Annotated in this window: 29 protein-coding genes; 12 read left to right on the top strand and 17 right to left on the bottom strand. The window is 63.3% G+C overall.

Going from position 1 to position 22,009, the window contains the following annotated elements; genetic code table 11:
- Nucleotides 1-39: 39 nt before the first annotated feature.
- The 3 genes from arfB to Amn_RS00135 all read left to right on the top strand — a co-directional run bounded on the left by arfB (nucleotide 40) and on the right by Amn_RS00135 (nucleotide 1,856).
- On the top strand, nucleotides 40-477 hold the full coding sequence (gene arfB, locus Amn_RS00145; RefSeq protein WP_067955758.1) for an alternative ribosome rescue aminoacyl-tRNA hydrolase ArfB: 438 nt from the start codon (nucleotides 40-42) through the stop codon (nucleotides 475-477).
- A gap of 140 nt (nucleotides 478-617) precedes the next feature.
- Nucleotides 618-1,133 (top strand): peptidoglycan-binding protein LysM, encoded by a 516-nt coding sequence (gene lysM, locus Amn_RS00140; RefSeq protein WP_067955760.1) that lies wholly within the window; start codon nucleotides 618-620, stop codon nucleotides 1,131-1,133.
- Between the two features lie 99 nt (nucleotides 1,134-1,232).
- Nucleotides 1,233-1,856 (top strand): alpha-ketoglutarate-dependent dioxygenase AlkB family protein, encoded by a 624-nt coding sequence (locus Amn_RS00135; RefSeq protein ID WP_067965884.1) that lies wholly within the window; start codon nucleotides 1,233-1,235, stop codon nucleotides 1,854-1,856.
- A 12-nt stretch (nucleotides 1,857-1,868) separates the two neighbouring features.
- Here Amn_RS00135 and coaA read toward each other — a convergent pair whose 3' ends face one another.
- The 8 genes from coaA to hisB form a co-directional block, all read right to left on the bottom strand.
- Nucleotides 1,869-2,831 (bottom strand): type I pantothenate kinase, encoded by a 963-nt coding sequence (gene coaA, locus Amn_RS00130; RefSeq protein WP_067965886.1) that lies wholly within the window; start codon nucleotides 2,829-2,831, stop codon nucleotides 1,869-1,871.
- A 29-nt stretch (nucleotides 2,832-2,860) separates the two neighbouring features.
- A complete protein-coding gene (locus Amn_RS00125) occupies nucleotides 2,861-3,187 on the bottom strand; it encodes a phosphoribosyl-ATP diphosphatase (protein ID WP_067965889.1) in 327 nt (108 codons plus the stop codon).
- A gap of 121 nt (nucleotides 3,188-3,308) precedes the next feature.
- Nucleotides 3,309-4,094: an imidazole glycerol phosphate synthase subunit HisF gene (gene hisF, locus Amn_RS00120; RefSeq protein ID WP_067955762.1), complete on the bottom strand. Its 786-nt coding sequence runs from the start codon at nucleotides 4,092-4,094 to the stop codon at nucleotides 3,309-3,311.
- A complete protein-coding gene (gene hisA / locus Amn_RS00115) occupies nucleotides 4,091-4,855 on the bottom strand; it encodes a 1-(5-phosphoribosyl)-5-[(5-phosphoribosylamino)methylideneamino]imidazole-4-carboxamide isomerase (RefSeq protein WP_067955763.1) in 765 nt (254 codons plus the stop codon). The genes hisF and hisA overlap by 4 nt, the downstream gene beginning before the upstream one ends.
- 2 nt (nucleotides 4,856-4,857) lie before the next feature.
- A complete protein-coding gene (locus Amn_RS00110; protein ID WP_067955765.1) occupies nucleotides 4,858-5,151 on the bottom strand; it encodes a DUF1330 domain-containing protein in 294 nt (97 codons plus the stop codon).
- Entirely contained in the window at nucleotides 5,148-5,798 is a 651-nt protein-coding gene (gene hisH / locus Amn_RS00105) for an imidazole glycerol phosphate synthase subunit HisH (RefSeq protein WP_286294202.1), read from the bottom strand. Before hisH ends, Amn_RS00110 begins: the two co-directional genes overlap by 4 nt.
- 1 nt (nucleotide 5,799) lies before the next feature.
- Nucleotides 5,800-6,282 (bottom strand): DUF2628 domain-containing protein, encoded by a 483-nt coding sequence (locus Amn_RS00100; protein ID WP_067955769.1) that lies wholly within the window; start codon nucleotides 6,280-6,282, stop codon nucleotides 5,800-5,802.
- A gap of 2 nt (nucleotides 6,283-6,284) precedes the next feature.
- Nucleotides 6,285-6,884, bottom strand: coding sequence for an imidazoleglycerol-phosphate dehydratase HisB (hisB, locus tag Amn_RS00095; protein ID WP_067955771.1), 600 nt, complete (start codon nucleotides 6,882-6,884; stop codon nucleotides 6,285-6,287).
- A gap of 192 nt (nucleotides 6,885-7,076) precedes the next feature.
- On the opposite strand from hisB, the gene hslV reads away from it, so the two are divergent.
- The 6 genes from hslV (at nucleotide 7,077) to Amn_RS00065 (ending at nucleotide 12,775) form a co-directional block, all read left to right on the top strand.
- Nucleotides 7,077-7,625 carry an ATP-dependent protease subunit HslV gene (gene hslV / locus Amn_RS00090; RefSeq protein WP_067955773.1) on the top strand — a complete coding sequence of 183 codons (549 nt, stop codon included), beginning with the start codon at nucleotides 7,077-7,079 and terminating at the stop codon, nucleotides 7,623-7,625.
- Nucleotides 7,622-8,731 carry a glycosyltransferase gene (locus Amn_RS00085; RefSeq protein WP_286294198.1) on the top strand — a complete coding sequence of 370 codons (1,110 nt, stop codon included), beginning with the start codon at nucleotides 7,622-7,624 and terminating at the stop codon, nucleotides 8,729-8,731. The genes hslV and Amn_RS00085 overlap by 4 nt, the downstream gene beginning before the upstream one ends.
- 9 nt (nucleotides 8,732-8,740) lie before the next feature.
- The gene (locus tag Amn_RS00080; RefSeq protein ID WP_067955777.1) at nucleotides 8,741-9,247 is read left to right on the top strand and encodes a GNAT family N-acetyltransferase; all 507 of its coding nucleotides are present in this window, start codon (nucleotides 8,741-8,743) and stop codon (nucleotides 9,245-9,247) included.
- Nucleotides 9,244-10,305, top strand: a complete 1,062-nt coding sequence (locus Amn_RS00075; RefSeq protein WP_286294193.1) for a hypothetical protein — start codon at nucleotides 9,244-9,246, stop codon at nucleotides 10,303-10,305. The genes Amn_RS00080 and Amn_RS00075 overlap by 4 nt, the downstream gene beginning before the upstream one ends.
- Before the next feature lie 29 nt (nucleotides 10,306-10,334).
- Nucleotides 10,335-11,642 (top strand): ATP-dependent protease ATPase subunit HslU, encoded by a 1,308-nt coding sequence (hslU, locus tag Amn_RS00070; protein WP_067955779.1) that lies wholly within the window; start codon nucleotides 10,335-10,337, stop codon nucleotides 11,640-11,642.
- A gap of 173 nt (nucleotides 11,643-11,815) precedes the next feature.
- Nucleotides 11,816-12,775, top strand: a complete 960-nt coding sequence (locus tag Amn_RS00065) for a DUF1402 family protein (protein WP_067955781.1) — start codon at nucleotides 11,816-11,818, stop codon at nucleotides 12,773-12,775.
- 6 nt (nucleotides 12,776-12,781) lie between these two features.
- Here the strand turns inward: Amn_RS00065 and Amn_RS00060 are convergent, their stop codons facing one another.
- From Amn_RS00060 to Amn_RS00045, 4 genes are read right to left on the bottom strand one after another with little or no spacing between them, the layout of a single operon-like run.
- The gene (locus tag Amn_RS00060) at nucleotides 12,782-13,156 is read right to left on the bottom strand and encodes a helix-turn-helix domain-containing protein (RefSeq protein ID WP_067955783.1); all 375 of its coding nucleotides are present in this window, start codon (nucleotides 13,154-13,156) and stop codon (nucleotides 12,782-12,784) included.
- Complete coding sequence (locus Amn_RS00055; RefSeq protein WP_067955785.1) at nucleotides 13,153-13,701, bottom strand: Smr/MutS family protein; 549 nt, start codon at nucleotides 13,699-13,701, stop codon at nucleotides 13,153-13,155. Before Amn_RS00055 ends, Amn_RS00060 begins: the two co-directional genes overlap by 4 nt.
- Nucleotides 13,698-14,804 carry a murein transglycosylase A gene (mltA, locus tag Amn_RS00050; RefSeq protein ID WP_286294190.1) on the bottom strand — a complete coding sequence of 369 codons (1,107 nt, stop codon included), beginning with the start codon at nucleotides 14,802-14,804 and terminating at the stop codon, nucleotides 13,698-13,700. Before mltA ends, Amn_RS00055 begins: the two co-directional genes overlap by 4 nt.
- Before the next feature lie 22 nt (nucleotides 14,805-14,826).
- A complete protein-coding gene (locus Amn_RS00045) occupies nucleotides 14,827-15,537 on the bottom strand; it encodes a Tim44/TimA family putative adaptor protein (RefSeq protein WP_067955788.1) in 711 nt (236 codons plus the stop codon).
- Between the two features lie 216 nt (nucleotides 15,538-15,753).
- Between Amn_RS00045 and Amn_RS00040 the strand changes: the two genes are divergently transcribed.
- The 3 genes from Amn_RS00040 to Amn_RS00030 all read left to right on the top strand — a co-directional run bounded on the left by Amn_RS00040 (nucleotide 15,754) and on the right by Amn_RS00030 (nucleotide 18,276).
- On the top strand, nucleotides 15,754-16,227 hold the full coding sequence (locus Amn_RS00040; protein ID WP_286294189.1) for an FxsA family protein: 474 nt from the start codon (nucleotides 15,754-15,756) through the stop codon (nucleotides 16,225-16,227).
- A 111-nt stretch (nucleotides 16,228-16,338) separates the two neighbouring features.
- Nucleotides 16,339-16,833, top strand: coding sequence for a protein-export chaperone SecB (gene secB, locus Amn_RS00035; protein WP_067955790.1), 495 nt, complete (start codon nucleotides 16,339-16,341; stop codon nucleotides 16,831-16,833).
- Between the two features lie 88 nt (nucleotides 16,834-16,921).
- Nucleotides 16,922-18,276 (top strand): IS3 family transposase gene (locus Amn_RS00030; protein ID WP_502874740.1). Its coding sequence is split into 2 segments (ribosomal slippage): nucleotides 16,922-17,398 and nucleotides 17,401-18,276, totalling 1,353 coding nucleotides; the frame shifts between segments, so codons are not numbered across the junction.
- A 56-nt stretch (nucleotides 18,277-18,332) separates the two neighbouring features.
- Here the strand turns inward: Amn_RS00030 and dnaQ are convergent.
- From dnaQ to Amn_RS00005, 5 genes are all read right to left on the bottom strand, one after another.
- Nucleotides 18,333-19,046: a DNA polymerase III subunit epsilon gene (gene dnaQ / locus Amn_RS00025; protein ID WP_192312846.1), complete on the bottom strand. Its 714-nt coding sequence runs from the start codon at nucleotides 19,044-19,046 to the stop codon at nucleotides 18,333-18,335.
- Nucleotides 19,047-19,116: 70 nt separating this feature from the next.
- A complete protein-coding gene (gene coaE / locus Amn_RS00020) occupies nucleotides 19,117-19,707 on the bottom strand; it encodes a dephospho-CoA kinase (protein WP_067955792.1) in 591 nt (196 codons plus the stop codon).
- Nucleotides 19,704-20,543: a shikimate dehydrogenase gene (locus Amn_RS00015; RefSeq protein ID WP_286294188.1), complete on the bottom strand. Its 840-nt coding sequence runs from the start codon at nucleotides 20,541-20,543 to the stop codon at nucleotides 19,704-19,706. The genes coaE and Amn_RS00015 overlap by 4 nt, the downstream gene beginning before the upstream one ends.
- Nucleotides 20,536-21,135, bottom strand: a complete 600-nt coding sequence (locus tag Amn_RS00010) for a Maf-like protein (RefSeq protein ID WP_067955796.1) — start codon at nucleotides 21,133-21,135, stop codon at nucleotides 20,536-20,538. Before Amn_RS00010 ends, Amn_RS00015 begins: the two co-directional genes overlap by 8 nt.
- A 52-nt stretch (nucleotides 21,136-21,187) precedes the next feature.
- Complete coding sequence (locus tag Amn_RS00005) at nucleotides 21,188-22,009, bottom strand: pyruvate, water dikinase regulatory protein (protein ID WP_067955797.1); 822 nt, start codon at nucleotides 22,007-22,009, stop codon at nucleotides 21,188-21,190.

The following is a 22,009-nucleotide window of genomic DNA, read 5'->3' as shown; positions in this document are numbered from 1 at the left end:
GCCTTTTCTTTTGCGCGCCGGCACGGCATGACTTCACGCATGAGCGCCGACGCCAAGATTTTCATAGCCAATGACGTGGTCATCCATCCCGACGACCTCGAGGAGAACTTCATCCGCTCCTCGGGGCCGGGTGGCCAGAACGTCAATAAGGTGGCGACAGCCGTGCAGCTGCGCTTCGACGCCGCCAACGCACCGGGGCTGCCCGAGCGCGTGCGCGAACGGACCATCAAGCTCGCCGGGCAGAAGGCGACCAAGGACGGCGTCATCGTAATCGAAGCCGGGCGCTATCGGACGCAGGAACAGAACCGCGCCGATGCGCGCGCCAGGCTGACGGCGCTTGTCGCCAAGGCGGCCGAGCCGCCACCGCCGCCGCGCAAGAAGACCAAGCCGACAAAGGGTTCGGTCGAGCGCAGGCTGAAGACCAAGTCCGGCCGCTCGACAGTCAAGAAGTTGCGCGGACGGGTCGACGGCGACTAGGCCTCTTTAGCCCGACGGCCGACGGCAGGGCGTTTCGCACCTCCTCGGGATTGCCCTGGGACACAGCCTTCGGTTGCCGCTTCCAATTTGCTCCCGCAGATGCCAAGTTTCGGCGACTGCCACAGCAAGGGAGACCACGAATGGGCATGTTCGATTTCGTCAAGAATGTCGGCAAGAAGCTTGGTTTCGGGGATGACGAGGCGCCGAGCGCCGATACGCTGAAGAAAGAGCTCGATTCGCACAAGCTCGGCACCGACAACGTGCAGGTCGTGGTCAAGGGCGACACCGCCGTGCTGACCGGCGTGGTCAAGGACCAGTCGATCTTCGAAAAAGCGGTCATCGCCGTCGGCAACACGCTTGGCGTTTCCAAGGTGCAGGCAGACGAGCTCAAGGTCGTTGCGCCCGACTCCGGCCTCAAGCTCGACGGCACTGTCGACATGACTGAGCTGGTCAAGGCATCCACGCCTGCCAAGGCGCCGGTGTTCTACACCGTCAAGAAGGGCGACAACCTGTCGAAGATCGCCGAAGCCCAGTACGGCAAGGGCAAGGCGTCGAAATACACCGTCATCTTCGAGGCCAACAAGCCGATGCTGACGCACCCCGACAAGATCTATCCCGGCCAGGTACTGCGTATCCCCGATATCGCGACGGCCTGAGCCGAAGACACTCGTTTCATGCGAACGGCGGCTTTCGGGTCGCCGTTTTGCGTTTCAGCTGGCATTCTGGACGGCCAGATCGAACAAGGCAGCTTTGACGTGCTCGTATTGCCCAAAGGCGTCCGCCACATGCCAGGCTTTCTCACCCGCGAGGTGCAGGAAGGACTGGTCGACAGCATCCGTGAGGTGGTGAAGGCCGCACCGCTCTACACGCCCGCCATGCCCAGGACCGGCAAGGAAATGAGCGTGCGCATGACCAATTGTGGTTGGCTCGGCTGGGTCACCGACAAGGAGCGCGGCTATCGCTACCAGCCGGAACACCCGGTGACGGGCGAAGCATGGCCGCCGATCCCCGAGGCCTTGCTTGCGCTGTGGCGCGAGGTTTCGGGCTACCCGCATCCGCCGGAAGCCTGCCTCGTCAATTTCTACACCGACGCGGCCAAGATGGGGCTGCACCAGGATCGTGACGAGCGCGAATTCGAAGCGCCTGTCGTCTCTGTATCTTTGGGTGACGCTTGCCTGTTCCGCGTCGGCGGTGTCAGGCGCGACGACCGGACGGTGTCGTTCCGGCTCGAGAGCGGTGACGTGGTGGTGCTGGGCGGGGAGGGGCGGTTGGCCTTCCACGGCGTCGACCGCATCTATCCGATGACCTCGGCCCTGCTGAAGCAGGGTGGCCGTATCAACCTGACGCTAAGACGCGTGACCAAGCCGGCTGCGGCGTAAGCGGCCGAACTCTCAGAGCTTGCGGATCGCCACTTCCTCAACCAGATGGCCGGCACCCTTCTTGAGGATCAGGTCGGCGCGCGGACGCGTCGGCAGGATGTTTTCGCGCAGGTTCTTCAGGTTGATGTTGGCCCAGAGCCCTTCGGCGATGGCACGTGCGGCATCTTCCGACAGCTGCGAATAACGATGGAAGAAGGACTGCGGATTGCGGAAAGCGGTCTCGCGCAGGCGCATGAAGCGTTCGATGTACCACTCGTGGATGATCTGTTCGTCGGCGTCGATATAGATAGAGAAATCGAAGAAATCGGAGACGAAGGGCACGAACTTGCCATCCTTGGGCAGTTCGCGCGGCTGCAGCACGTTGATGCCCTCGAAGATCAGGATGTCGGGCCGATCGACGGTGACGAACTCACCGGGCATGACGTCATAGGTCAGGTGCGAATAGACCGGCGCGCGGACATTGGGCTGCCCCGACTTGATGGCCGAGAGGAAACGCAACAGAGCGCCGACATCGTAACTGTCGGGAAAACCCTTGCGCTCCATCAGATTGTCGCGGCGCAGCACCTCGTTGGGATGAAGGAAGCCGTCCGTCGTCACCAGGTCGACCTTCGGACTCGACGGCCAACGGGTGAGCAGCTCTTTCAGGATACGTGCCGTCGTCGACTTGCCGACGGCGACCGAGCCGGCCATGCCGATGATGAAGGGCGTCTTGGTGCCCTTCTTCTCCGAGTTGAAGAAGCGCTGGCGTTGGCGGAAGAGCTGCTGGCTGGTCTCGACATGGGCCGAGAGCAGGCGCGACAGTGACAGATAGATGCGCCTGACCTCGTCGAGGTCGATCGGCTCGTACATGGAGCTCAGCCGCCTGACCTCGTCGGCGGTCAGTGTCATCGACATGTCGACGCCGAAACCCGCCCAATGCTCGGCGGAGAAGAACCAGTAGGGGGAGTATTTGTCCGTCGGTGCGAGTTGATCCATCGACTGTTCCCTGCGGCGGCCGACCAAGGTCAGCCTTCGTTCTTGCGCGAGGCCTTTTCGGCAATTCCGGACTGCGAGGTGCGCCGCTCCAGTTCGGCCATCACCTCAGCCATCGGAATGCCGGCGACGGCCAGCACGACGAGCCAATGATAAAGGAGATCGGCACTTTCCGAAACGAGCCCGGCGGCGTCGCCCTTGACCGCGGCGATGACTGTTTCAACCGCCTCCTCGCCCAGCTTCTTGGCCGCTCGCTCCATGCCCGACTGGTAGAGCTTGGCGGTCCAGGAACTGGCATCGCCCGAGCGGGCTCGCTCGGCGACGATCTCTTCCAGGTCGGAAAGGGAAAATCCGGTCATTGTGGCCTCGGCAGTCCAGAACATGTTCCATTCCGAAGAGCCGAAACGGAACATGTTCTATCATTTTGTTGTCGCATGATCTTTTCCGAAAACCAGTCCCCACTTTTCGGGATCATGCCAGTCAGCCAAGGGGGTCCAGCCGCATCGGCAAGCCCGCTTTTGCCATGTGCGCCTTGGCCTCGGCAATGGTGTAGGTGCCGAAATGGAAGATCGAAGCGGCCAGCACCGCCGTGGCGTGGCCATCGCGGATGCCCGCGACCATGTGGTCAAGGTTGCCGACGCCGCCCGAGGCGATGACCGGCGCACGCACCGCATCCGCCACCGCGCGGGTCAGCGCAATGTCATAACCGATCTTGGTGCCGTCGCGGTCCATCGAGGTGAGCAGGATCTCACCGGCGCCAAGATCCACGACCTTACGGGCAAACTCGACGGCGTCGATGCCGGTACGCTCGCGGCCGCCATGGGTGAAGATCTCCCAACGGTCGGCTTCGTCAGCCTCGGACACCTTCTTGGCGTCGATGGCGACGACAATGCACTGGTTGCCGAACTTGTCGGCGGCCTCGGCGACAAAGGACGGGTTCTTCACAGCCGCCGTGTTGATCGACACCTTGTCGGCGCCGGCGAGCAGCAGCTTGCGGATGTCGGCAACCTGGCGCACGCCGCCGCCGACGGTCAGCGGCATGAAGCACTGCTCGGCAGTGCGGGCGATGACATCGAAGATGGTCTCGCGGTTGTCGGATGAGGCGGTAATATCGAGGAAACAGAGTTCGTCGGCGCCGGCGGCGTCATAGGCCTTGGCAGCCTCGACCGGATCACCGGCATCGATCAGGTCGACGAAGTTGACGCCCTTGACGACGCGGCCGTCTTTCACGTCCAGACACGGAATAACGCGAGCTTTAAGGGTCATTTCCGTTCCTCGAAAAGGCCCGGCTCGGGCTTGAGCGTGCCGCGCAGAATGGCCAGCGCCTGGGCCGGGTCGATGCGGCCGTCATACAGCGCGCGGCCGGAGATGGCACCTTCGAGCTTTTTCGCGTCGGGCATGGTCATGCGGACGATATCGGCCAGCGAGGCGAGACCGCCCGAGGCGATGACCGGGATCGAGACCGCCTCGGCGAGGTCGATGGTCGAATCCCAGTTGATGCCGGCCAAAACGCCGTCACGGTCGATGTCGGTGTAGATGAGGGCGGCGACGCCGGCGCCCTCGAACTTCTTCGCCAGCTCGACGACACCGAGGCTTGAAGCTTCGGCCCAGCCCTCGACGGCAACCTTGCCGCCCTTGGCGTCGATGCCGACGGCAACCTTGCCGGGGAACTTTTTGCAGGCTTCCTTGACCAGCTCGGGGTCGCGCACGGCAACGGTGCCGAGGATGACACGGGCGAGGCCCTTGTCCAACCAGCTCTCGATATGGGCGAGCGAACGGATGCCGCCACCGAGCTGCACCGGGTTCTTCGTGGCCTTGAGGATCGCCTCGACGGCCGAACCGTTGACGCTCTCACCGGCGAAGGCGCCGTTGAGGTCGACGACGTGCAGCCACTCGAAACCCTGGTCCTCGAAGGCTTTTGCCTGGGCGCCGGGATCGTCGTTGTAGACGGTGGCCTGGTCCATGTCGCCGAGCTTGAGGCGCACGCACTGGCCATCCTTGAGGTCGATGGCGGGGAAAAGGATCATGCTCAGACGCCTTCGACGATGACGAACTTGCCGACGGAGGCGGCGTGGCGAAGCTTCACCACCTCCTGGTATGCGGGTGAGTGGTAGCAGGCGATCGCCCGCTCGTAGGATTCGAACTCGACCAGGACATGGCGGTTGCCGGTCGGGCCTTCGGGCTGGTCGTACTGGCCGCCGCGCACCAGAAGCTTGGCGCCATAGGGGGCGATCGCCGCAAGGTTTGCGGCGATGTAGGCCGGATAGGCCTCGGGGTCGGTGATCTCGATCATCGCCATCCAGTAGGCCTTCTTGGTCGTCATGGCTTCCACCTCAAGAAATTGGCAATCAGGCCGAGGCCAAGCGCCTGGCTCTTTTCGGGATGAAACTGGGTGCCGACAAGATTGTCGCGCGCAACCGCCGCGGTAACCCGGCCGCCATAATCGGCGGTGGCCAGCACTTCTTTCTCCTTGCTGGCGTCGAGATGGTAGGAGTGCACGAAATAGGCGTGCAGCCCTTGCGGCCCGGTGGCGATGTCCTTGAACACCGGGTGGTCGTGTTTCACGTGAATCGTGTTCCAGCCGATCTGCGGAATCTTCAGCGTCGGATCAGTCGGCGTGATCTCCTTCACGTCGCCTGATATCCAGCCGAAGCCCTCGGTGACGGTCTTTTCGAGCCCGCGCTCCGACATCAGCTGCATGCCGACGCAGATGCCGAGGAAGGGATGCGCCTTGCGGATGGCGACCTCCTCGACCGCTTCCCACATGCCGTCGACGGCGCGCAGGCCCCGGGCACAATCGGCATAGGCGCCGACACCGGGAAGCACGATGCGGTCGGCCGAACGCATGCGATCGGCATCGGCGGTCAGTTCGATCTCAGCCGTAATGCCGGCCTCGCGGGCGGCGCGTTCGAAGGCCTTGGTTGCCGAGCGGAGATTGCCCGAACCGTAGTCGATGATGGCGACGCGCATGTCAGTGTCTTCCGGGATAGTGCAGGAGGCCGAGCGCCGCACCCGATGGCTGTGGGCGCGGCGACGCGGCGGGGGCGATGGTAACGGGCGTCGGCTGGGTTTCATCAGCGTCGTCGTCGGCCGCATAGAGGTAGCGTATCTCGGCGTCCTCGATGGTGTCGGCCTCGATCACGCCCCACTGATGCCAACCGGCGCGGCGAAGGGCGGCGACCCTGAGCGCACCGCCTTCGAGGCCGACATAGAGCGAGATGAGCAGCGACAGCAGCGGCACGGCTGCGATCAGCTCGGTCCATTCGCCGACGGCACCCAGTGCAAGCGTGACCGCGAAGGTCAGCGCCGCCAGCACCCAGAGCCGATGCCACAGCATCCACAACAGCGGGGCGATGAATCCGAAGAAATAGAAGCCGTCACGGACGAAGACGGCGCCTTCCGAAGCGGTTTTTCCTGCCGAGGCAGGCGGCTCCATGACGACATGGATGGCCATGGCTATCCCTTCAGGCTGCCCTTGGTCGAGGGTACTGCGTCAGGCTGGCGCGGATCGCTTTCAAGGGCCATGCGCAGCGCGCGCGCCACGGCCTTGAAGCAGGTTTCGGCGATGTGATGGTTGTTGGCGCCGTAATGGTTGGTGACGTGCAGTGTGATGCCGGCGTTCTGAGCCAGCGCCTGGAAGAATTCGCGCACCAGCTCGGTGTCGAAGGTTCCGATCTTGGGCGCCGAGAAATTGACGTTCCAGACCAGGAACGGGCGGCCCGACACGTCGATGGCGGCGCGCGTCAGCGTCTCGTCCATGGCAAGGTCGATCGAGGCATAGCGCATGATGCCGCGGCGGTCACCGAGCGCCTTGGACAGCGCCTGACCGATGGCGATGCCACAATCCTCGACGGTGTGGTGATCGTCGATATGCAGGTCGCCCTTGGCTGAGACCTTCATGTCGATAAGCGAATGCCTGGAGAGCTGGTCGAGCATATGGTCGAAGAAGCCGACGCCGGTTGCCATCTCCGAACGGCCGGTGCCGTCGACATGGACCGAAACCGAAATCTCGGTTTCCTTGGTCTTGCGGCTGACTTCGGCGGAACGGGGGGCCATTGGCGGATCCTTGTCCTCAAAAACGAGATGCTAATAACAGCATGTTCGGCCGGTTGCCAATCGCCGCGAAAGGGCATTTCGTGATGCGGCGTGACGATTTGCAATCCTTGCGCCGCGTCATACATAAGACGCCAACTTCCACTCGTAACGCGCAAGCCGCCAAACAGGGGCCGCGCGCCATCGGAGCAACATATGTCCAATGAACAGAGCATGCACGCCACGACGATCGTGACCGTGCGCAAGGGCAACAAGGTTGTCATCGCCGGCGACGGTCAGGTCAGCCTCGGCCAGACCATCATGAAGGGCAACGCCCGCAAGGTCCGCCGTCTCGGCAAGGGCAATGTGATCGCTGGATTTGCCGGCGCCACCGCCGATGCCTTTACGCTTCTCGAAAGGCTTGAAGCCAAGCTCGAGCAATATCCTGACCAGCTGACCCGCGCCTGCGTGGAACTGGCCAAGGACTGGCGCACCGACCGCTATCTGCGCCGCCTCGAAGCGATGATGCTGGTGGCCGACAAGAACGTGTCGCTGGCGCTGACCGGTACCGGCGACGTGCTGGAACCGGAATTCGGCGTGATGGCCATCGGCTCGGGCGGCAATTACGCGCTCGCCGCGGCGCGTGCGCTGATGGACACCGACAAGGACGCCGAGGAGATCGCCCGCAAGGCGATGCAGATCGCCGCCGACATCTGCGTCTACACCAACCACAGTTTCGTGGTTGAGACGCTCGACGCGGCATGAGCACGGGCGCCGCAACCTGCTCCGCGGGCGCGACCCTGCCTCCGCAGCGCAGGGCACTGCGACTACCTGACCGGTTCGATCTTGCGCCGGTCGACGACCGTAACTTCTCGGCATGCGAGCGGGTTGGGCAAGCGATCGATGCGGTCGTCGCCGGGTGGCTCGCCAGCTGCGGCTACGACAGGCTGTTCGTGACGCTGGCTACGCCGGACTTCGCAATGGGCCTGTCCGCGCTTGTTCGCTCGCTGCGGACGGTCAGCGACGTCCCCATTCTTGTCCTTACGCAGGGTGATCTCGTACCCGATGTCGAGGCCGACGACGTGGCATTCCTTGAGGTGCCCCCATTGGTGCGCCTCGGCCACGCCTTCCCTGCAGATGCGCAGCATCTCGCGGTGACGCTCAGCAAGCTATGGGTCTTTTCGCTGACCCGGCCTGCGCGCGTCGCCTTCATCGACGCAGACTGCCTCGTGCTTCAGCCCATCGACGATCTCTTCGACGGTGAGGGCTTCGCAGCGGTGCCCGATCTCTTCATCAACTACAAGACACCCGCCTTCAACGCGGGTGTCTTCGCCTTCACGCCATCCGCCGAAATCAGTCGCGGGCTCTTTCAACGGCTGCCGGAGCTTTCGGTGGGGGACGGCGACCAGGGCATCCTCAACGCCTTCTTTTCCAACTGGCGGCAACTGCCGCAGGGGCTCAACTTCCTGCGAGCCCATGCGCTCGTGCGCGCGCAGGCCCAGGACCAGGCGATCAGGATCGTGCACTACACGCCCTCGAAGCCCTGGGTACCCGCTCCCGTTTCGCCGCGCGACCCGGTGCTCGCCCCACTCGACGAGCTCTGGACAGAGCGGCTGACGCCCGTCGAGCATGTCGCGCTGGTGCGTGATTGGCGGGCACGCCTGGCCACGGCCGAAGCCAACATCGCCTCGTGGATGGGGCCGGACACCGCAAAATTCCTTCAGGACGACATGGATTTTGCCGACGGCAGGAAGCGTCGCAGGCGCGAGCGGCGTTTGAAATACGGGCTTGTCGCGCTTGTAGTCCTGCAGGCAGTGCAAGCAAGTTTTATTGCCTGGATGCTTCTCCATCAGACGAATGCATTGAAGTAAGGGGTTTGTATGACGTCCTACACATTCCGATCCGTCGAGCTGGATGACCTTGATATCCTCGCCGAGTGGCTCGCCGAGCCGCATGTCGCCGAGTGGTGGGACGATCCCGAGACCGAGATCGCTCTGATCAAGGAGCACATCGACAGCATCTCGGTCGAACCGCTGATCATTGAGCTGGACGGCAAGCCGATCGGCTACCTCCAGAGCTACGATCCGCACATGGAGGACGACCATCCTTACCAGGACCAGCCCTTTGGCACGCTCGGCGTCGACCTGACGATCGGCGTGCCGGGACTGGTCGGCAAGGGCCATGGTTCGGCGATCCTCGCCCAGTTCGTCGAGGAACTGTTCGAGGAAGGCGTGCCACGCGTGATCATCGACCCGCACCCCGACAACAAGCGGGCGATCCGGGCCTATGAGAAGGCCGGCTTTGTGGCGTTCGACACGCGGACCTCTGAATATGGGCCGGCGCTGATGATGGCGCGCGATGCCGACCAAGAGGATTTCGACGCATGAGCAGTGCGCAGGAAATGCTCGCCATATCGCCAGGTGTACTGCGAACAGCGGTCGACAGCGGATTGGTGACGGCCGAACAGGCGCAAGGCCTGCGCGAGCTGGAACAGGCTAGGGCACAGGTGAGGGAGGCGGAACCGCATGATGACGAGAAGTTCCGCTTCATCAGCGGCTTCTCCGACATCTTCGTGACCATTGGCCTCGGACTTTTCCTCGGCGCCCTCGGCTACTTCTCCGGCAACGCAGTTGGCAATGCCGGCATGTTCGCCGTCATCGCCGTGGCGAGCTGGCTTCTGGCCGAATACTTCACCCGCCGGCAGCGCATGGCGCTGCCCAGCATCGTGTTGCTTCTTGTCTATGCAGGGGCGGTGTTTTTCACAGTCGCCGAAGCCTTCAACCCGAGCCTCGGCTTCGGACTGGGGCTCGGCAACCATGGCGGCCTGCCGATCGTCATCGCCGGGCTTGTGACCGCTGTAGCAACCGCATTGCACTACCGGCGTTTCCGGGTGCCGGTGACGATCGCAGCCGGCGTAGCCTCCCTTGTCGCCTCGGCCGTCGGGGTCCTTTTCATGATCGTTCCCGATTTCGCCGAACAAGCGGCCAAGCCGTTGCTGCTGGCTTGCGGGCTCGCTGTGTTCACGCTTGCCATGCGCTTCGACCTGAGCGACCCGCAGCGCCAGACACGTCGTACCGATATCGCGTTCTGGCTGCACATGCTGGCCGCACTGCTGATCGTACACCCGCTGATCAGCGGGCTCGTTGGCGACGGCGGTTCCGACGTCGTCTCGGCCTGGAGCATCCTTGCGATCTTCGTCGGACTGGCGTTGGTCGCGCTCGTCGTCGACAGGCGCGCCATTCTTGTTTCCGGCCTGTCTTATGCCGGCTTTGCCTTCGGCGCGCTGGTCGTGAAGGCAGGGCTGTCGGACAGCGTCGTGCCGTTGACGATGCTGGTGCTCGGCGCGCTGGTGCTGCTGCTCAGCGCCGGCTGGCATGCGTTGCGGCGGGCCATTCTGTCACTGCTGCCCGGCGCCCTTGCGCACCGCCTTCCAGCCCATACATAAGCCCCAACTGAGTATTCGAGAGTATCGACATGTCCACATTCTCCCCCCGTGAGATCGTTTCCGAACTCGACCGCTTCATCATCGGCCAGAAGGACGCCAAGCGCGCCGTGGCGATTGCCCTGCGCAACCGCTGGCGCCGCCAGCAACTGGAAGGCCAGATGCGCGAAGAGGTCATGCCCAAGAACATCCTGATGATCGGACCTACCGGCGTCGGTAAGACCGAGATCTCGCGCCGTCTGGCCAAGCTGGCAGGTGCGCCCTTCGTCAAGGTCGAGGCGACCAAGTTCACCGAGGTCGGCTATGTCGGCCGCGACGTCGAGCAGATCATCCGCGACCTGGTCGAAATCGCCATCGGCCTGGTGCGCGAAAAGATGCGTGAGGACGTCAAGGCGCGCGCCCACGTCAACGCCGAGGAACGCGTGCTCGAGGCCCTCGTCGGCAAGACGGCGAGCCCCGCCACCCGCGACTCGTTCCGCAAGAAGCTGCGCGACGGCGAACTCGACGACAAGGAGATCGAGGTCCAGGTCGCCGACACCGGCACCGGCGGCATGCCGAGCTTCGACATCCCCGGCATGCCCGGCGGCAATGTCGGCGTGCTCAACATCAATGACATGCTGCAGAAGGCGATGGGCGGCCAGCGCACCAAGTCGCGCAAGATCACCGTCAAGGAATCCTACGCGCTTCTGATCGGCGACGAGTCCGACAAGCTGCTCGACCAGGACGAGGTGGTTCGCCGGGCGCTCGAAGTGACCGAGAACGAAGGTATCGTGTTCCTCGACGAAATCGACAAGATCGCACGCGGTGACGTCCATGGCGGTCCGTCACGTGAAGGCGTGCAGCGGGATCTGCTGCCGCTCGTCGAAGGCACGACGGTTGCGACCAAGTACGGCCAGGTGAAGACCGACCACATCCTGTTCATCGCTTCGGGTGCCTTCCACGTCTCCAAGCCGTCGGACCTTCTGCCGGAACTGCAAGGCCGCCTGCCGATCCGCGTCGAGCTCCGTGCGCTGGAGAAGGACGACTTCCGCCGCATCCTGACGGAGACGGAAGCCAGCCTGATCAAGCAGTATATCGCCTTGATGCAGACCGAAGGCGTCAACCTCGAGTTCACCGACGACGCCATCGATGCGCTCGCCGGCATCGCCGTCGATCTCAACGCCAGCGTCGAGAACATCGGCGCCCGGCGCCTGCAGACGGTGATGGAGCGCGTGCTCGACGAGATCTCCTACGACGCGCCGGATCGTAACGGCACGACAGTGAAGATCGACGGCGCCTATGTGCAGAAGCATGTCGGCGACCTCTCGAGGAACACCGACCTGTCGCGCTTCATCCTCTAGGCCTGGTTCGGCCGGCGCGCCAAACGGGCCGGCCATTCCTTGCGGCAGCTGCGGTAGATGTGGCCGAATGGTTCCAGCCGGCCAGCTTTCGCCTGACACCGGAGACAATATTCTCGACTAAGCCGAGGGCATTTCCTAGTTTGCCCTGACAAAGCTTGGGCAAACAGCAGCACATGAAGCGCGTATTCTTCTCGGCATTTCTCCTGGCGGCGGCCTTCGCCGTTCCGCAAGCATCAGCGGCGACCGTCGTCGCGGCCGGCAACGTGCATGCCGAACAGCCCGATGTGCCGGGTGCCTCGTCCAAGCGCACCAAGGCCGGCAAGACCACCTTCGACGCCAAATACCGCAAGGTCTATGCGCTGCTGCAGAACGACGCCGATTTGCGCGGCAAGATCAAGACCGTGGCGCGGGCTTACGGCATCGACCCGATGCATATCGTCGGCGCCATCGTCGGCGAGCATACCTACAATGTCGACGCCTATGACCGGCTGCAGACCTATTACGTCAAGGCGGTCTCCTATCTCTCCAGCAAGCTGCGCTTCGCCTATGAAGGCGAGGACATCTCCGACTTCATCAAACGGCCGGAATTCGCCGACTGCGCCGGCAAGTCCGGCAGCTACGAATTGTGGGAATGCCGCGAGCGCGTCTGGAACCAGCATTTCCGCGGCAAGACGGTCGGCGGCACCAGCTTCCCCAATGACCGCTTCAGCGCCACATTCTTCCAGCCCTTCTATGCCGGCCAGACTTTCGGCATCGGCCAGCTCAACCCGCTGACCGCACTGCAGATGAGCGACGAGGTCCACACTGTATCCGGCCTGCCCAGGCTCGACGAGAAAGATCCGAATGCCGTCTACAAGACGATCATGGATCCCGACTTGACGCTGCCTTACGTCGCCGCGACGCTGAAGACGTCGATCGACGCCTACAGGAACATCGCCGGCTTCGACATTTCGCAGAATCCGGGGCTGACGGCGACGCTCTACAATGTCGGCAGTCCTGAGGCCCGCGCCTACGCGCTGAAAGCCGAAAATGAGCGACGCCAGGCCGCAGGCGAACCGGCGAAGCTGCCCGAAGAAAACTATTACGGCTGGCTGGTCAACGACCGCCTCAGCGAGCTGCAGGCGCTGTTCTAGGAAAAACTATCTGCGTTTCTTGCGCGCGATCGCCTCGCGGACCTGCGCATTCAGTGCCGCCAGTTCGACATCATTCAGTTCGTCGATCGCTTCGGCCATCAGGTTGGCAAGCTCGGTTGCTGCCGGTGACAATCCCGCCGTGTCGACTACCACCCGTGGATGCGAGCCCTCTGCCAGCTTCTGCAATTCCTCGGCATCATCCCAGATGACGTTGAAGTAGCCGATGATCTTCTGGATCATCGCCCAGGTCGGCACACCACGATGGCCGTGCTCGAGCGCCGAGAGATAGGCGGCGCTGACGCCGATGCTGGCGGCCATGTCCTTCTGGCTGACGCCGCGTTCGCGCCGGAGTTCGCGGATGCGTTCGCCGAGCGGCGTCATGCACCGAGCCTCCGCCTGATCCTGATGTAGAGCGCGCCGGAGCCGCCATGGTGGCGCTCGGCATGGTCCTGGCTCGAAATCAGCATTCGGAACGGCGCGGTGTCGAGCCAGGCCGGTACCATGCGCTTCAGCACGCCGTCGCCGCCCTTCGAATTGCCCTTGCCGGTGATGACCAGAACATAGCGCAGGCCGCCGGCATGCGCCCGGCTCAGGAAGGCATAGAGCAGCGAATAGGCCTCGTCCTGGGTCATGCCGTGGAGGTCGACCCGGCCCTCGATCGGCAGGCGGCCCTTGGAAAGCTTGTCGCGTGTCGGAACGTCGAGCGAATGGGCGACATACTGCCGTTTCGGCGCCTTCGCTGGCGCCGGCGCAGACTGCTCGGCGGCGATTTTTACCGGCATGGGCTCGGCCTTCGGCGCCTCGACCTTGGCAACCTCGGGGATTTCAACCGCTCTTTTGCCCTTGAGCGGCGAGGCGGTGCGGGCGATGACGTTCCACAGCACACGCTCCTCGTCGCTGAGCTTACGATCCCGACGCGTGCTCATCGCTGGCCCACGGCGAGCAGGGATTTCGGCAGAAGCGCAAAGAAATCGGCGTCGTTGCGGACCACGCCGGCGATCTCGCCCGCGTCGAAGCCGGAACCGGCAAACAGGTCACCGCGCGCCGGGCCGGTGATGGCCGAGCCGGTATCCTGGGCAATCATCAGTCGGGCAAATGGCTTGCCACCGAAGGCAGTCAGGCCGGGAGCGGCGATGTAAAACGGCGTGCCGAAGGTGTGCAGCAGACGGTCGACGGCGACTGACCGGCCAGGCGTCAAGGGGACTTTCGCCGCGGCGACCGGGCCAAGTGCGGCGTTCTCGACTTCGGCGTGCCGGAAGAAGATGTAGGACCGGTTCTGCCAAAGGATCTCGTCGACGCGGTCAGGATTGGCCTTGAACCAGGCCCGGATCGACTGCATCGTCACCTTCTCAAGCGGTATTTCGCCGATCCTGGCGAGAATTCCGCCCGGACCGGTGAACCGCTGGCCGGATTTCGCGGCATAGGTCACACGACGCAGCGACCCATCGGTCATGTTCAGCCGGGCGGCACCCTGGACGTGGATAAAGAACGCATCGACCGGATCGGCGACCCAGGCGATCTCCAGGCCCTGGCCGGCGAGCGCACCCTGTTCGATCGTTGGGCGGTCGAAATACTCGATCAGCCCGTCCGGGGTCTGCCTGGCGAAAGCAAGGTAAGGGTCCATGCCGACGGGGCGATTGGTGTCCTCGACATCGACAAGGTCAGCCGGGCGCGACAAAAGCGGCACGGCAAACGTGTCGGTGCGAACAGGAGACGCCTCGACGTCTGGTTCGTAAAAGCCGGTGACGAGGCCATGGTCGCGACCTTCGGGTGCGACGAGGGCAGGCTGGAAGTGGCGCTCGAAGAAAGCGCGGGCGTCAGCGCGATTGACGGCCGGTCTTTCGCGGGCCTCCGCGTAAGCGGGGCCAAAAGCGTCGGAGGCGACGCCGAGGGCGCCGCTGCGGTAGGCTTTCGTCAGGACGTGGAAGGCAGAACGGCGAAAAGCCTCGAAGGCGGCCAGCTGGTCATCATCATACCAGGCGGGCAGGTCGCCAAAGCCGACCTGGGTGAATGCGGGCGAGAGCAACACGGGTTTCGCCCGCCGCGCGCGATCAGTCTTCTTCCTCGGTCGCGACGAGCTTCCAGTTCGGGTCACGCGAGCGGGTGTCGCGGGCAAAGGTCCAGACGTCCTTGACCTCGGCCACTGTCTCCGGATCGCCGTCGATGACCTCGCCGGCCTTGTCGCGGGTCGCCGAAATCAGCTCCGAGACGATGCGCAGCGTGACATGAGCCTCACCACCCTTCATTTCAGCCGACACGATGTCGGCCTTGTCGATGCCGACGAAGGAGGACTGGATCTTCTCCGAACGGCCCTCGCGGTCGGCGATGGCGGCGACGAAGCCGTCGAAGACTTCACGCGACAGAAGATTCTTGAGCGTTTTGCGGTCGCCATCGGCATAGGCCATGACGATCATCTCGTAAGCCATCTTGGCGCCGTCGACGAAGCCCTTGGGTTCGAAGGAGGCGTCGGCGTCCTTGATGGCACGCAGGCCCTTGTTCAGCTCGGTGCCCGGCTTGGCAAACGCGTCGATGGCGACATAGGCCTCGTCGGCTGCCTCGCCCGGAGCGCGCTTGCGCTGTGGCAGCGACACGACGTTCTCCGGCTTGCCATTGGCGTCCTGCGGCTTGCTGCGGGCCGCGGTGTAGGGATCGAAGGGCGGACGTTCATTGCCCGTACGGCGTCCAAGCACGTTGCGCAGCTGGAAAAAGATCACCACCGCTGCGATCAGAAAGAAAATCGTGCCGAAATCGAAGAATTCCATATCTTCCGCCGATCCGTCCCTTGTTCGCGGCCGAAGCCAGCTTATGTGCCATTCGCCGGCGCCGCATCTGTGCCGCGCCCGTAGCCCTTGCATATAGAACGCATGCGCCGATCATTCAAATTAAAGGCGCAGCACCCTATCTAAAGATGTATGCACTATGCCTGTGACCGCATCTGGCTGTCACGTCAACTCAAACCGGACGGATCGACGCTCTTCATGCTGCCCCTCCTGCTCCTTGCCCTGCCTTTGCTCGAGATTGCCGGCTTTGTGGTGGTCGGCAGCGAAATCGGCGTGCTTGCGACCATCGGCCTGATCCTGCTCAGCGGCATCGTCGGCTCGATCCTGCTGCGCGTCCAGGGTTTCGGCGTCATGACCCGGATCCGCAAGGAGATGGACGCCGGCCGCGATCCGTCCAAGGAACTGGCCAATGGCGCGATGATCGTTCTGGCCGGCATCCTGCTTTTGATTCCCGGCTTCATCAGCGACATCATCGGCATCCTGCTGTTCCTGCCGCCGGTGCGGGCGCTGGCCTGGCGCTTTCTCAGCAAGCGGGTGCGTTTCAGCACCGATTTCGGCGGCTTTGCGCGCCGCGGCGGCCCGGCAAGAGGCAAGACCATCGACCTCGACGAGGACGACTTCACGCGCCAGCCGGACCCGAATTCGCCGTGGCGCTCGATCCGCGACGAGTAGTCGGCGAGCTTCCGACGCCGGCAAAACCTTGTCTTGGCATGCCGAGCGTGCTAGCGAACCGCGGATTCCAATCCGGGCCGCGTCGCGGCCAAGCCAAGAGGACATGGGCTAATGGCCACGAATGAAGCGCCTGAAGGCGCCAACGGCAACGGTAATGCACAGCAGCCCACGCTCAACGTGCTGGCGCAGTATGTGAAGGACCTCTCCTTCGAAAGCCCCGGCGCTCCGAATTCGCTGCGCGGCCGCGACAAGGCTCCCGGCATCAACATCAACGTCAACGTCAACGCCAACCCGATGACGGACAAGCAGTTCGACGTCAACCTGACGTTGAGTGCGAAGGCTGCCTTCGACAAGGATGTGCTGTTCAACGTCGAGTTGGTCTATGGCGGCGTGTTCCGCATCGACGGCTTTCCGCAGGAGCACATGCTGCCGCTGCTCTTCATCGAGTGCCCGCGCCTGCTGTTCCCGTTCGCTCGTCAGATCATCGCCGAAGCGACCCGCAACGGCGGCTTCCCGCCGCTGATGCTCGACCCGATCGATTTCGCCCAGATGTTCCAGCAGAAGATCGCCGAGGAACAGGCCGCTTCCAAGGTCAAGGTCAGCTAAGACCCCACGCCTTCAAGCGTCATCAATCAAAAGCCCGGCCTCAGTGAACTGACCCCCGAAAGTTGGACACAACCTTCGGGGGTTTTGCATGTCCAAACACAGTGCGCGTTTCAAGCGCTCGGTTGTCGATAGCTATTTGTGCGGGGATGAAAGCTACGCGAGTGCGGCGTCGAAGCGTGGAGTTGACGCGGCGACTGTCCGCAAGTGGGTGGCTTTTTACCAGGCGCATGGCTGGGCGGGACTGTCGGGCAAATACGATCATTACGACGCGACGTTCAAGCTGTCAGTGCTCGAGCGGATGTGGCGAGAAGGTCTGTCGTATCGCCAGACGGCGGCGTTGTTCAATATCCGCAATGCCAGTTGCCTGGCGGGCTGGGAGAAGCGCTATCATGCGGGTGGGATAGAGGCACTCGGCCCACGTCCCGGAGGACGCCCCATGTCGAAGCCGCCGGCCCCCGCAGTGCCTGTTGCACCCAGTGACGAAGCCAAAAGCCGGGAAGAACTGCTGGCCGAGCTGAAGCAGCTGCGGATGGAGAACGCCTACCTAAAAAAACTGGAGGCCTTAACGCAGGGACACGCGCCCAAAAAGCACAAGCCGTCCAGGCGTTAAGGCCGTTGCATCCGCTTGAGGGCCTGCTCGATCTGGCGAAGCTGCCGCGCAGCACGTTCTATTACAGGCAAAAGGCAGCCTCGCGCCCGGACCGCCATGTGGCGCTGAAGGAGGCGATCAAGGCCATCTTCGACAGCCACAAGGGCCGCTACGGCTATCGCCGGGTGACCGCGCAACTGCGTCAGTTGGGTCAGCGCGTCAATCACAAGACCGTCCAGAGCCTGATGGCCGGGATGGGATTGAAGTCACTGGTCAGGCCGAAGAAGTATCGTTCCTACAGGGGCGAGGTTGGGCGGACCGCTCCCGATCTGTTGCAGCGCAAGTTCAGCGCCGACCGCGCCAACTGCAAATGGGTGACCGACGTGACGGAGTTCAGCGTGGCCGGCGACAAGCTCTACCTGTCTCCCATCATGGACCTCTACAATGGCGAGATCGTCGCCTTCGAGACGGCGCGCCGCTCGCGCTTCAAACTGGTGGACAATATGCTGACAAAAGCCTTCGCCCGGCTCAATGAGGACGAACGGCCGACCCTGCATTCCGATCAGGGATGGCAGTACCAGATGTCGGCATTCCAGCGCAGGCTGGAAACCAGAGGCCTTGCACAAAGCATGTCACGCAAAGGCAATTGCCTCGACAACGCACCGATGGAGAGCTTCTTCGCCACGCTCAAGTCCGAGCTCTTCCACCCGGAAAGGTTCGAAACTGTCCAAAGCCTCGATAAGGCCATCGAGCGCTACATCGACTATTACAACCACCGCCGCATCAAACTGAAACTGAAAGGGCTGGCCCCTGTGCAATACAGGACCCAGCCCTTAAATCTACCAGCTCAATGAACCGTCCAACTTTACGGGGTCAGTTCACAGCGCCGGGCTTTTTTTGTCGTGGGGGTTCAGCTCGGTTCGGCGGGCGCCAGCAGCTTGGCCCAAAGGGCCTTTTCGCCAAGGCCGCCGACGAGCTTGTCGTGGGCGGCGAGCTCGGCCTCGGTCAGGCGCGGCGGCAACGGCTCGGGGCGCGTGGCGACGACAATCTCGATCTGCCTGGTGTTGCCGCCGCCATTGCCTGACGAAAAACTCTCCAGCACCAGCGCCGACTGCTTGCCGCCGATCAGTTCGATGTAGACTTCGGCCAGCAGTTCGGAGTCGAGCAAAGCGCCGTGCTTGGTGCGGCGGCTGTTGTCGATGCCGTAGCGCCGGCACAATGCGTCGAGCGAATTCGGGCCCATCGGGTGCTTGCGGCGGGCCAGCGCCAGCGTATCGATGAGACGGTCGGCTTGGATTGCCGGCTGCTCGAGCCGGGCGAATTCGGCATTGATGAAACCGAGATCGAAGGTGCCGTTATGGGCGACGAGCTTGGCGCCATCGATGAACTCGAGAAATTCGTCGATGATCTCGGGGAAGGTCGGTTTGCCTTCGAGATCGGCGTTGGAGATGCCGTGCACGTCCTGCGCGTCGGGGTGGACCTGGCGCCCCTGCGGGTTGATGTATTTGTGGAAGGTGTTGCCGGTCGGGAAGCGATTGATCATCTCGATCGCGCCGATTTCGATCACACGGTCCTCGCGGTTGTCGAGGCCGGTGGTTTCGGTATCGAAAATGATCTCGCGCAACAGCTGATTCTCCTTGGCCGACAGCATGCCCTCCCGGGCAGCCGGCGAACAAGTGCGGCGATTCGCCTGTCTAGGGCTTTCCCACCGTCAATTCGGCGATGATGGCCTGAACCGCGGCCCGCGCCGGCTCCAGGCCGTTGCCGGTGTCGACGATGTAGTCGGCAAGCTTGCGCTTTTCGGCGTCGGGAACCTGCTTGGCATGGATCGCCTCGAATTTCTGCTCGCTCATGCCAGGGCGCGCCAGCACGCGCTTACGCTGCACATCGGCAGGTGCTGTGACCACCACCACCTTGTCGACCCGGCCCCGGCCATTGGTCTCGAACAGAAGCGGGATGTCGAGGACGGCGATCGGCGCGCCGGCGGCGCGGTTGCGTTCGAGGAACGCGTTGGCATCAGTGCGGACCAGCGGATGGATGATGCTCTCGAGCTTCTTCAGCGCCACCGCGTCGCCCAGTACATGGCGGGACAGCTCGGCGCGATCGACGACACCGCCCTTCACCGTGCCCGGGAAGGCAGCTTCGATCAAAGGGGCCGCCAGACCAGCATAGAGGCGATGCACCGCCTCGTCGGAATCGTGAACCGGAACGCCTGCGTCCGCGAACATTTTCGCCGTCGTAGACTTGCCCATGCCGATGGACCCGGTCAGGCCGAGAACGATCATGTCTTGGCGTCCAGGTCGGCGACGATGAGTTTGCGCAGCTCGGCTGTCACTTCCGGCCGGCGGCCGAACCAGCGCTCGAAACCCGGGACCGCCTGGTGCAGCAGCATGCCGAGCCCGTCGACTGTCTTCAGTCCGCGCGCCCTGGCAGCCGCAAGCAGCGGGGTTTCGAGCGGCACATAGACGATGTCGGTGACGATGGCGTGGTCGGGCAGGGTGGATGGGTCGGCGGGCAGGCCCTCATTGCCATGCATGCCAAGCGCTGTGGTGTTGACCAGCAGCGACGCATCGCCAAGCAGCTCCGCGGTTGCCGCCTGCGGATGCGCACTGATGCCATCGCCGAACTGGTCGGCAAGTTCCACCGCACGTGCAACAGTGCGGTTGACGATGCGGATGTCGGTGAAACCGCGCTGCTTGAGCGCGTGGATGATCGCCCGCGAAGCGCCACCGGCGCCTAGGACCACGGCGACGTCGCCAGTCGAAGCCCAACCCGGCGAAAGATGGTCGAGATTGGCGGCAAATCCATAGGCATCTGTATTGCCGCCCCACAGCACCCCGTCCTCCAGCCACACGGTGTTGACCGCACCAATCTGCTCGGCGGCCTCATCGCGGCGTTGGACCGCAGCGAAAGCAGCTTCCTTGTGCGGGATGGTGACGTTGCCACCACGCAACCCAGCCGCGGAAAGGCCGCCGATGAAGGCTCCGAAATCCCCGGGCGCAACATCGATCGCGGTGTAGCTGCCGTCAATGTCGTAACGCTTCAGCCAATGACCGTGGATTTTCGGCGAGCGCGAATGCGCGATCGGATGGCCGCAGACGAACGCCTTCAACTCAGCCATCGATGGCCCCGAGCTGGCGCAATTCCTTGAGTACCGGCAACAGCGGCAGGCCGACGATGGTGAAGTGATCGCCCTCGACCTTGTCGAACAGCTGGATACCTTCGCCTTCGATCTGGTAGGCGCCGACGCTCGACAGCGCCTTCTTGCCGACACGGGCGAGATGGCGGCCAATGAAGGCCGGATCGAGCGCGCGCATGGTCAGCGAGGCAATCGCCACGTGACGCCACAAGGTTTCGCCGTCGCGCACCAGCACCACGGCGCTGTTGAGCTGATGGGTCTTGCCGGACAGCTTGAGTAGATGGCGGCGGGCGCCTTCCATGTCGTCAGGTTTGTGGAACACTTCGTCGCCGAGCGACAGCGTCTGGTCACAGCCAAGCACCAGCCGGCCGGGATGCTCCTCGCTGACGGCAACCGCTTTGGCTTCGGCCAGGACGAGGGCGACCTCCTCGGGCGTTGCACCGCTTTCGGCCAGCGGCGCTTCCAGCGCTCGTTCGTCGAGGTCGGCCGGGATTGCGTCGACTGGAACGCCGGCATTTTCGAGCATGGCTTTGCGGAAGGGGCTTCCGGAAGCAAGGATGAGTTTTTCGGTCACTGGCTTTACCTGAAAACGAACCGCGCGGCGGCGTTGTTGGGTGCTTTTGGTCCTAGCGGCTCTTGTTGCGCAGGGCAACGATCGCGGCCGCCGTTTCCTCGATCGAGCGGCGGCTGACATCGATCATCGGCCAGTTGTGCTTGGTGCAGATCTTGCGCGCATAAGCCAGTTCCTCGGTGATCGAGGCGCGGTCGATATATTCCTGGGCATCAAAAGCCATCGTCGTGCCGAGGATTCGGTTCTGGCGCACATGCGAGATGCGCTCGGCGGTGGCGATCAGGCCGACGACCAACGGCTTCTCCGCCTTGACCAGGCTGTCGGGTACCGGCACGCCGAGGACGATCGGGATGTTGGCGGTCTTGATGCCGCGATTGGCGAGATAGATGCTCGTCGGGGTCTTTGACGTCCTGGATATGCCGATCAGCACGACATCAGCCTGTTCCATGTCAGCAGGCAGCTGGCCGTCATCATGCTCCATGGTGAAGTTGAGCGCATCGATGCGGCGGAAATATTCGGCGTCGAGCACGTGCTGGGCACCAACCCGGCGGCCGGCCGGCGCACCAAGATAGGACTGGAACACCGACAGCACCGGTTCGAGCACCGAGACACAAGGCAGGCCCATCGAGGCGCAGCGGCTGTCGATGATGCCGGCCAGGTGCTGGTCGACCACTGTATAGAGCACGATGCCCGGCTCTTCCTCGATGTCGTCGAACACCTTCATCAGCTGCTTTTCGGTGCGGATCAGCGGGTAGATGTGCTCGATCGCGCGCGCATCCTTGTACTGCGCCGAAGCCGCGCGCCCCGCCGCCAGCAGAGTCTCGCCGGTGGCGTCGGAAATCAGGTGCAGATGGAAGAAGCTCTGGGGTTTGTTCAC

Source organism: Aminobacter sp. Y103A (assembly GCF_030294925.1).
Taxonomy (GTDB): Bacteria; Pseudomonadota; Alphaproteobacteria; order Rhizobiales; family Rhizobiaceae; genus Aminobacter; species Aminobacter ciceronei.
This window is presented reverse-complemented; position numbering and strand designations above follow the sequence as displayed.

Bases quoted from the DNA above. Each gene is read 5' to 3' on its own strand.
- arfB (WP_067955758.1), top strand. From the start codon at position 40: ATGAGCGCCGACGCCAAGATTTTCATAGCCAATGACGTGGTCATCCAT.
- lysM (WP_067955760.1), top strand. From the start codon at position 618: ATGGGCATGTTCGATTTCGTCAAGAATGTCGGCAAGAAGCTTGGTTTC.
- coaA (WP_067965886.1), bottom strand. From the start codon at position 2,831: ATGGATCAACTCGCACCGACGGACAAATACTCCCCCTACTGGTTCTTC.
- Amn_RS00125 (WP_067965889.1), bottom strand. From the start codon at position 3,187: ATGACCGGATTTTCCCTTTCCGACCTGGAAGAGATCGTCGCCGAGCGA.
- hisF (WP_067955762.1), bottom strand. From the start codon at position 4,094: ATGACCCTTAAAGCTCGCGTTATTCCGTGTCTGGACGTGAAAGACGGC.
- hisA (WP_067955763.1), bottom strand. From the start codon at position 4,855: ATGATCCTTTTCCCCGCCATCGACCTCAAGGATGGCCAGTGCGTGCGC.
- Amn_RS00110 (WP_067955765.1), bottom strand. From the start codon at position 5,151: ATGACGACCAAGAAGGCCTACTGGATGGCGATGATCGAGATCACCGAC.
- hisH (WP_286294202.1), bottom strand. From the start codon at position 5,798: ATGCGCGTCGCCATCATCGACTACGGTTCGGGCAATCTCCGCTCGGCA.
- Amn_RS00100 (WP_067955769.1), bottom strand. From the start codon at position 6,282: ATGGCCATCCATGTCGTCATGGAGCCGCCTGCCTCGGCAGGAAAAACC.
- hisB (WP_067955771.1), bottom strand. From the start codon at position 6,884: ATGGCCCCCCGTTCCGCCGAAGTCAGCCGCAAGACCAAGGAAACCGAG.
- hslV (WP_067955773.1), top strand. From the start codon at position 7,077: ATGTCCAATGAACAGAGCATGCACGCCACGACGATCGTGACCGTGCGC.
- Amn_RS00085 (WP_286294198.1), top strand. From the start codon at position 7,622: ATGAGCACGGGCGCCGCAACCTGCTCCGCGGGCGCGACCCTGCCTCCG.
- Amn_RS00080 (WP_067955777.1), top strand. From the start codon at position 8,741: ATGACGTCCTACACATTCCGATCCGTCGAGCTGGATGACCTTGATATC.
- Amn_RS00075 (WP_286294193.1), top strand. From the start codon at position 9,244: ATGAGCAGTGCGCAGGAAATGCTCGCCATATCGCCAGGTGTACTGCGA.
- hslU (WP_067955779.1), top strand. From the start codon at position 10,335: ATGTCCACATTCTCCCCCCGTGAGATCGTTTCCGAACTCGACCGCTTC.
- Amn_RS00065 (WP_067955781.1), top strand. From the start codon at position 11,816: ATGAAGCGCGTATTCTTCTCGGCATTTCTCCTGGCGGCGGCCTTCGCC.
- Amn_RS00060 (WP_067955783.1), bottom strand. From the start codon at position 13,156: ATGACGCCGCTCGGCGAACGCATCCGCGAACTCCGGCGCGAACGCGGC.
- Amn_RS00055 (WP_067955785.1), bottom strand. From the start codon at position 13,701: ATGAGCACGCGTCGGGATCGTAAGCTCAGCGACGAGGAGCGTGTGCTG.
- Amn_RS00045 (WP_067955788.1), bottom strand. From the start codon at position 15,537: ATGGAATTCTTCGATTTCGGCACGATTTTCTTTCTGATCGCAGCGGTG.
- Amn_RS00040 (WP_286294189.1), top strand. From the start codon at position 15,754: ATGCTGCCCCTCCTGCTCCTTGCCCTGCCTTTGCTCGAGATTGCCGGC.
- secB (WP_067955790.1), top strand. From the start codon at position 16,339: ATGGCCACGAATGAAGCGCCTGAAGGCGCCAACGGCAACGGTAATGCA.
- coaE (WP_067955792.1), bottom strand. From the start codon at position 19,707: ATGATCGTTCTCGGCCTGACCGGGTCCATCGGCATGGGCAAGTCTACG.
- Amn_RS00015 (WP_286294188.1), bottom strand. From the start codon at position 20,543: ATGGCTGAGTTGAAGGCGTTCGTCTGCGGCCATCCGATCGCGCATTCG.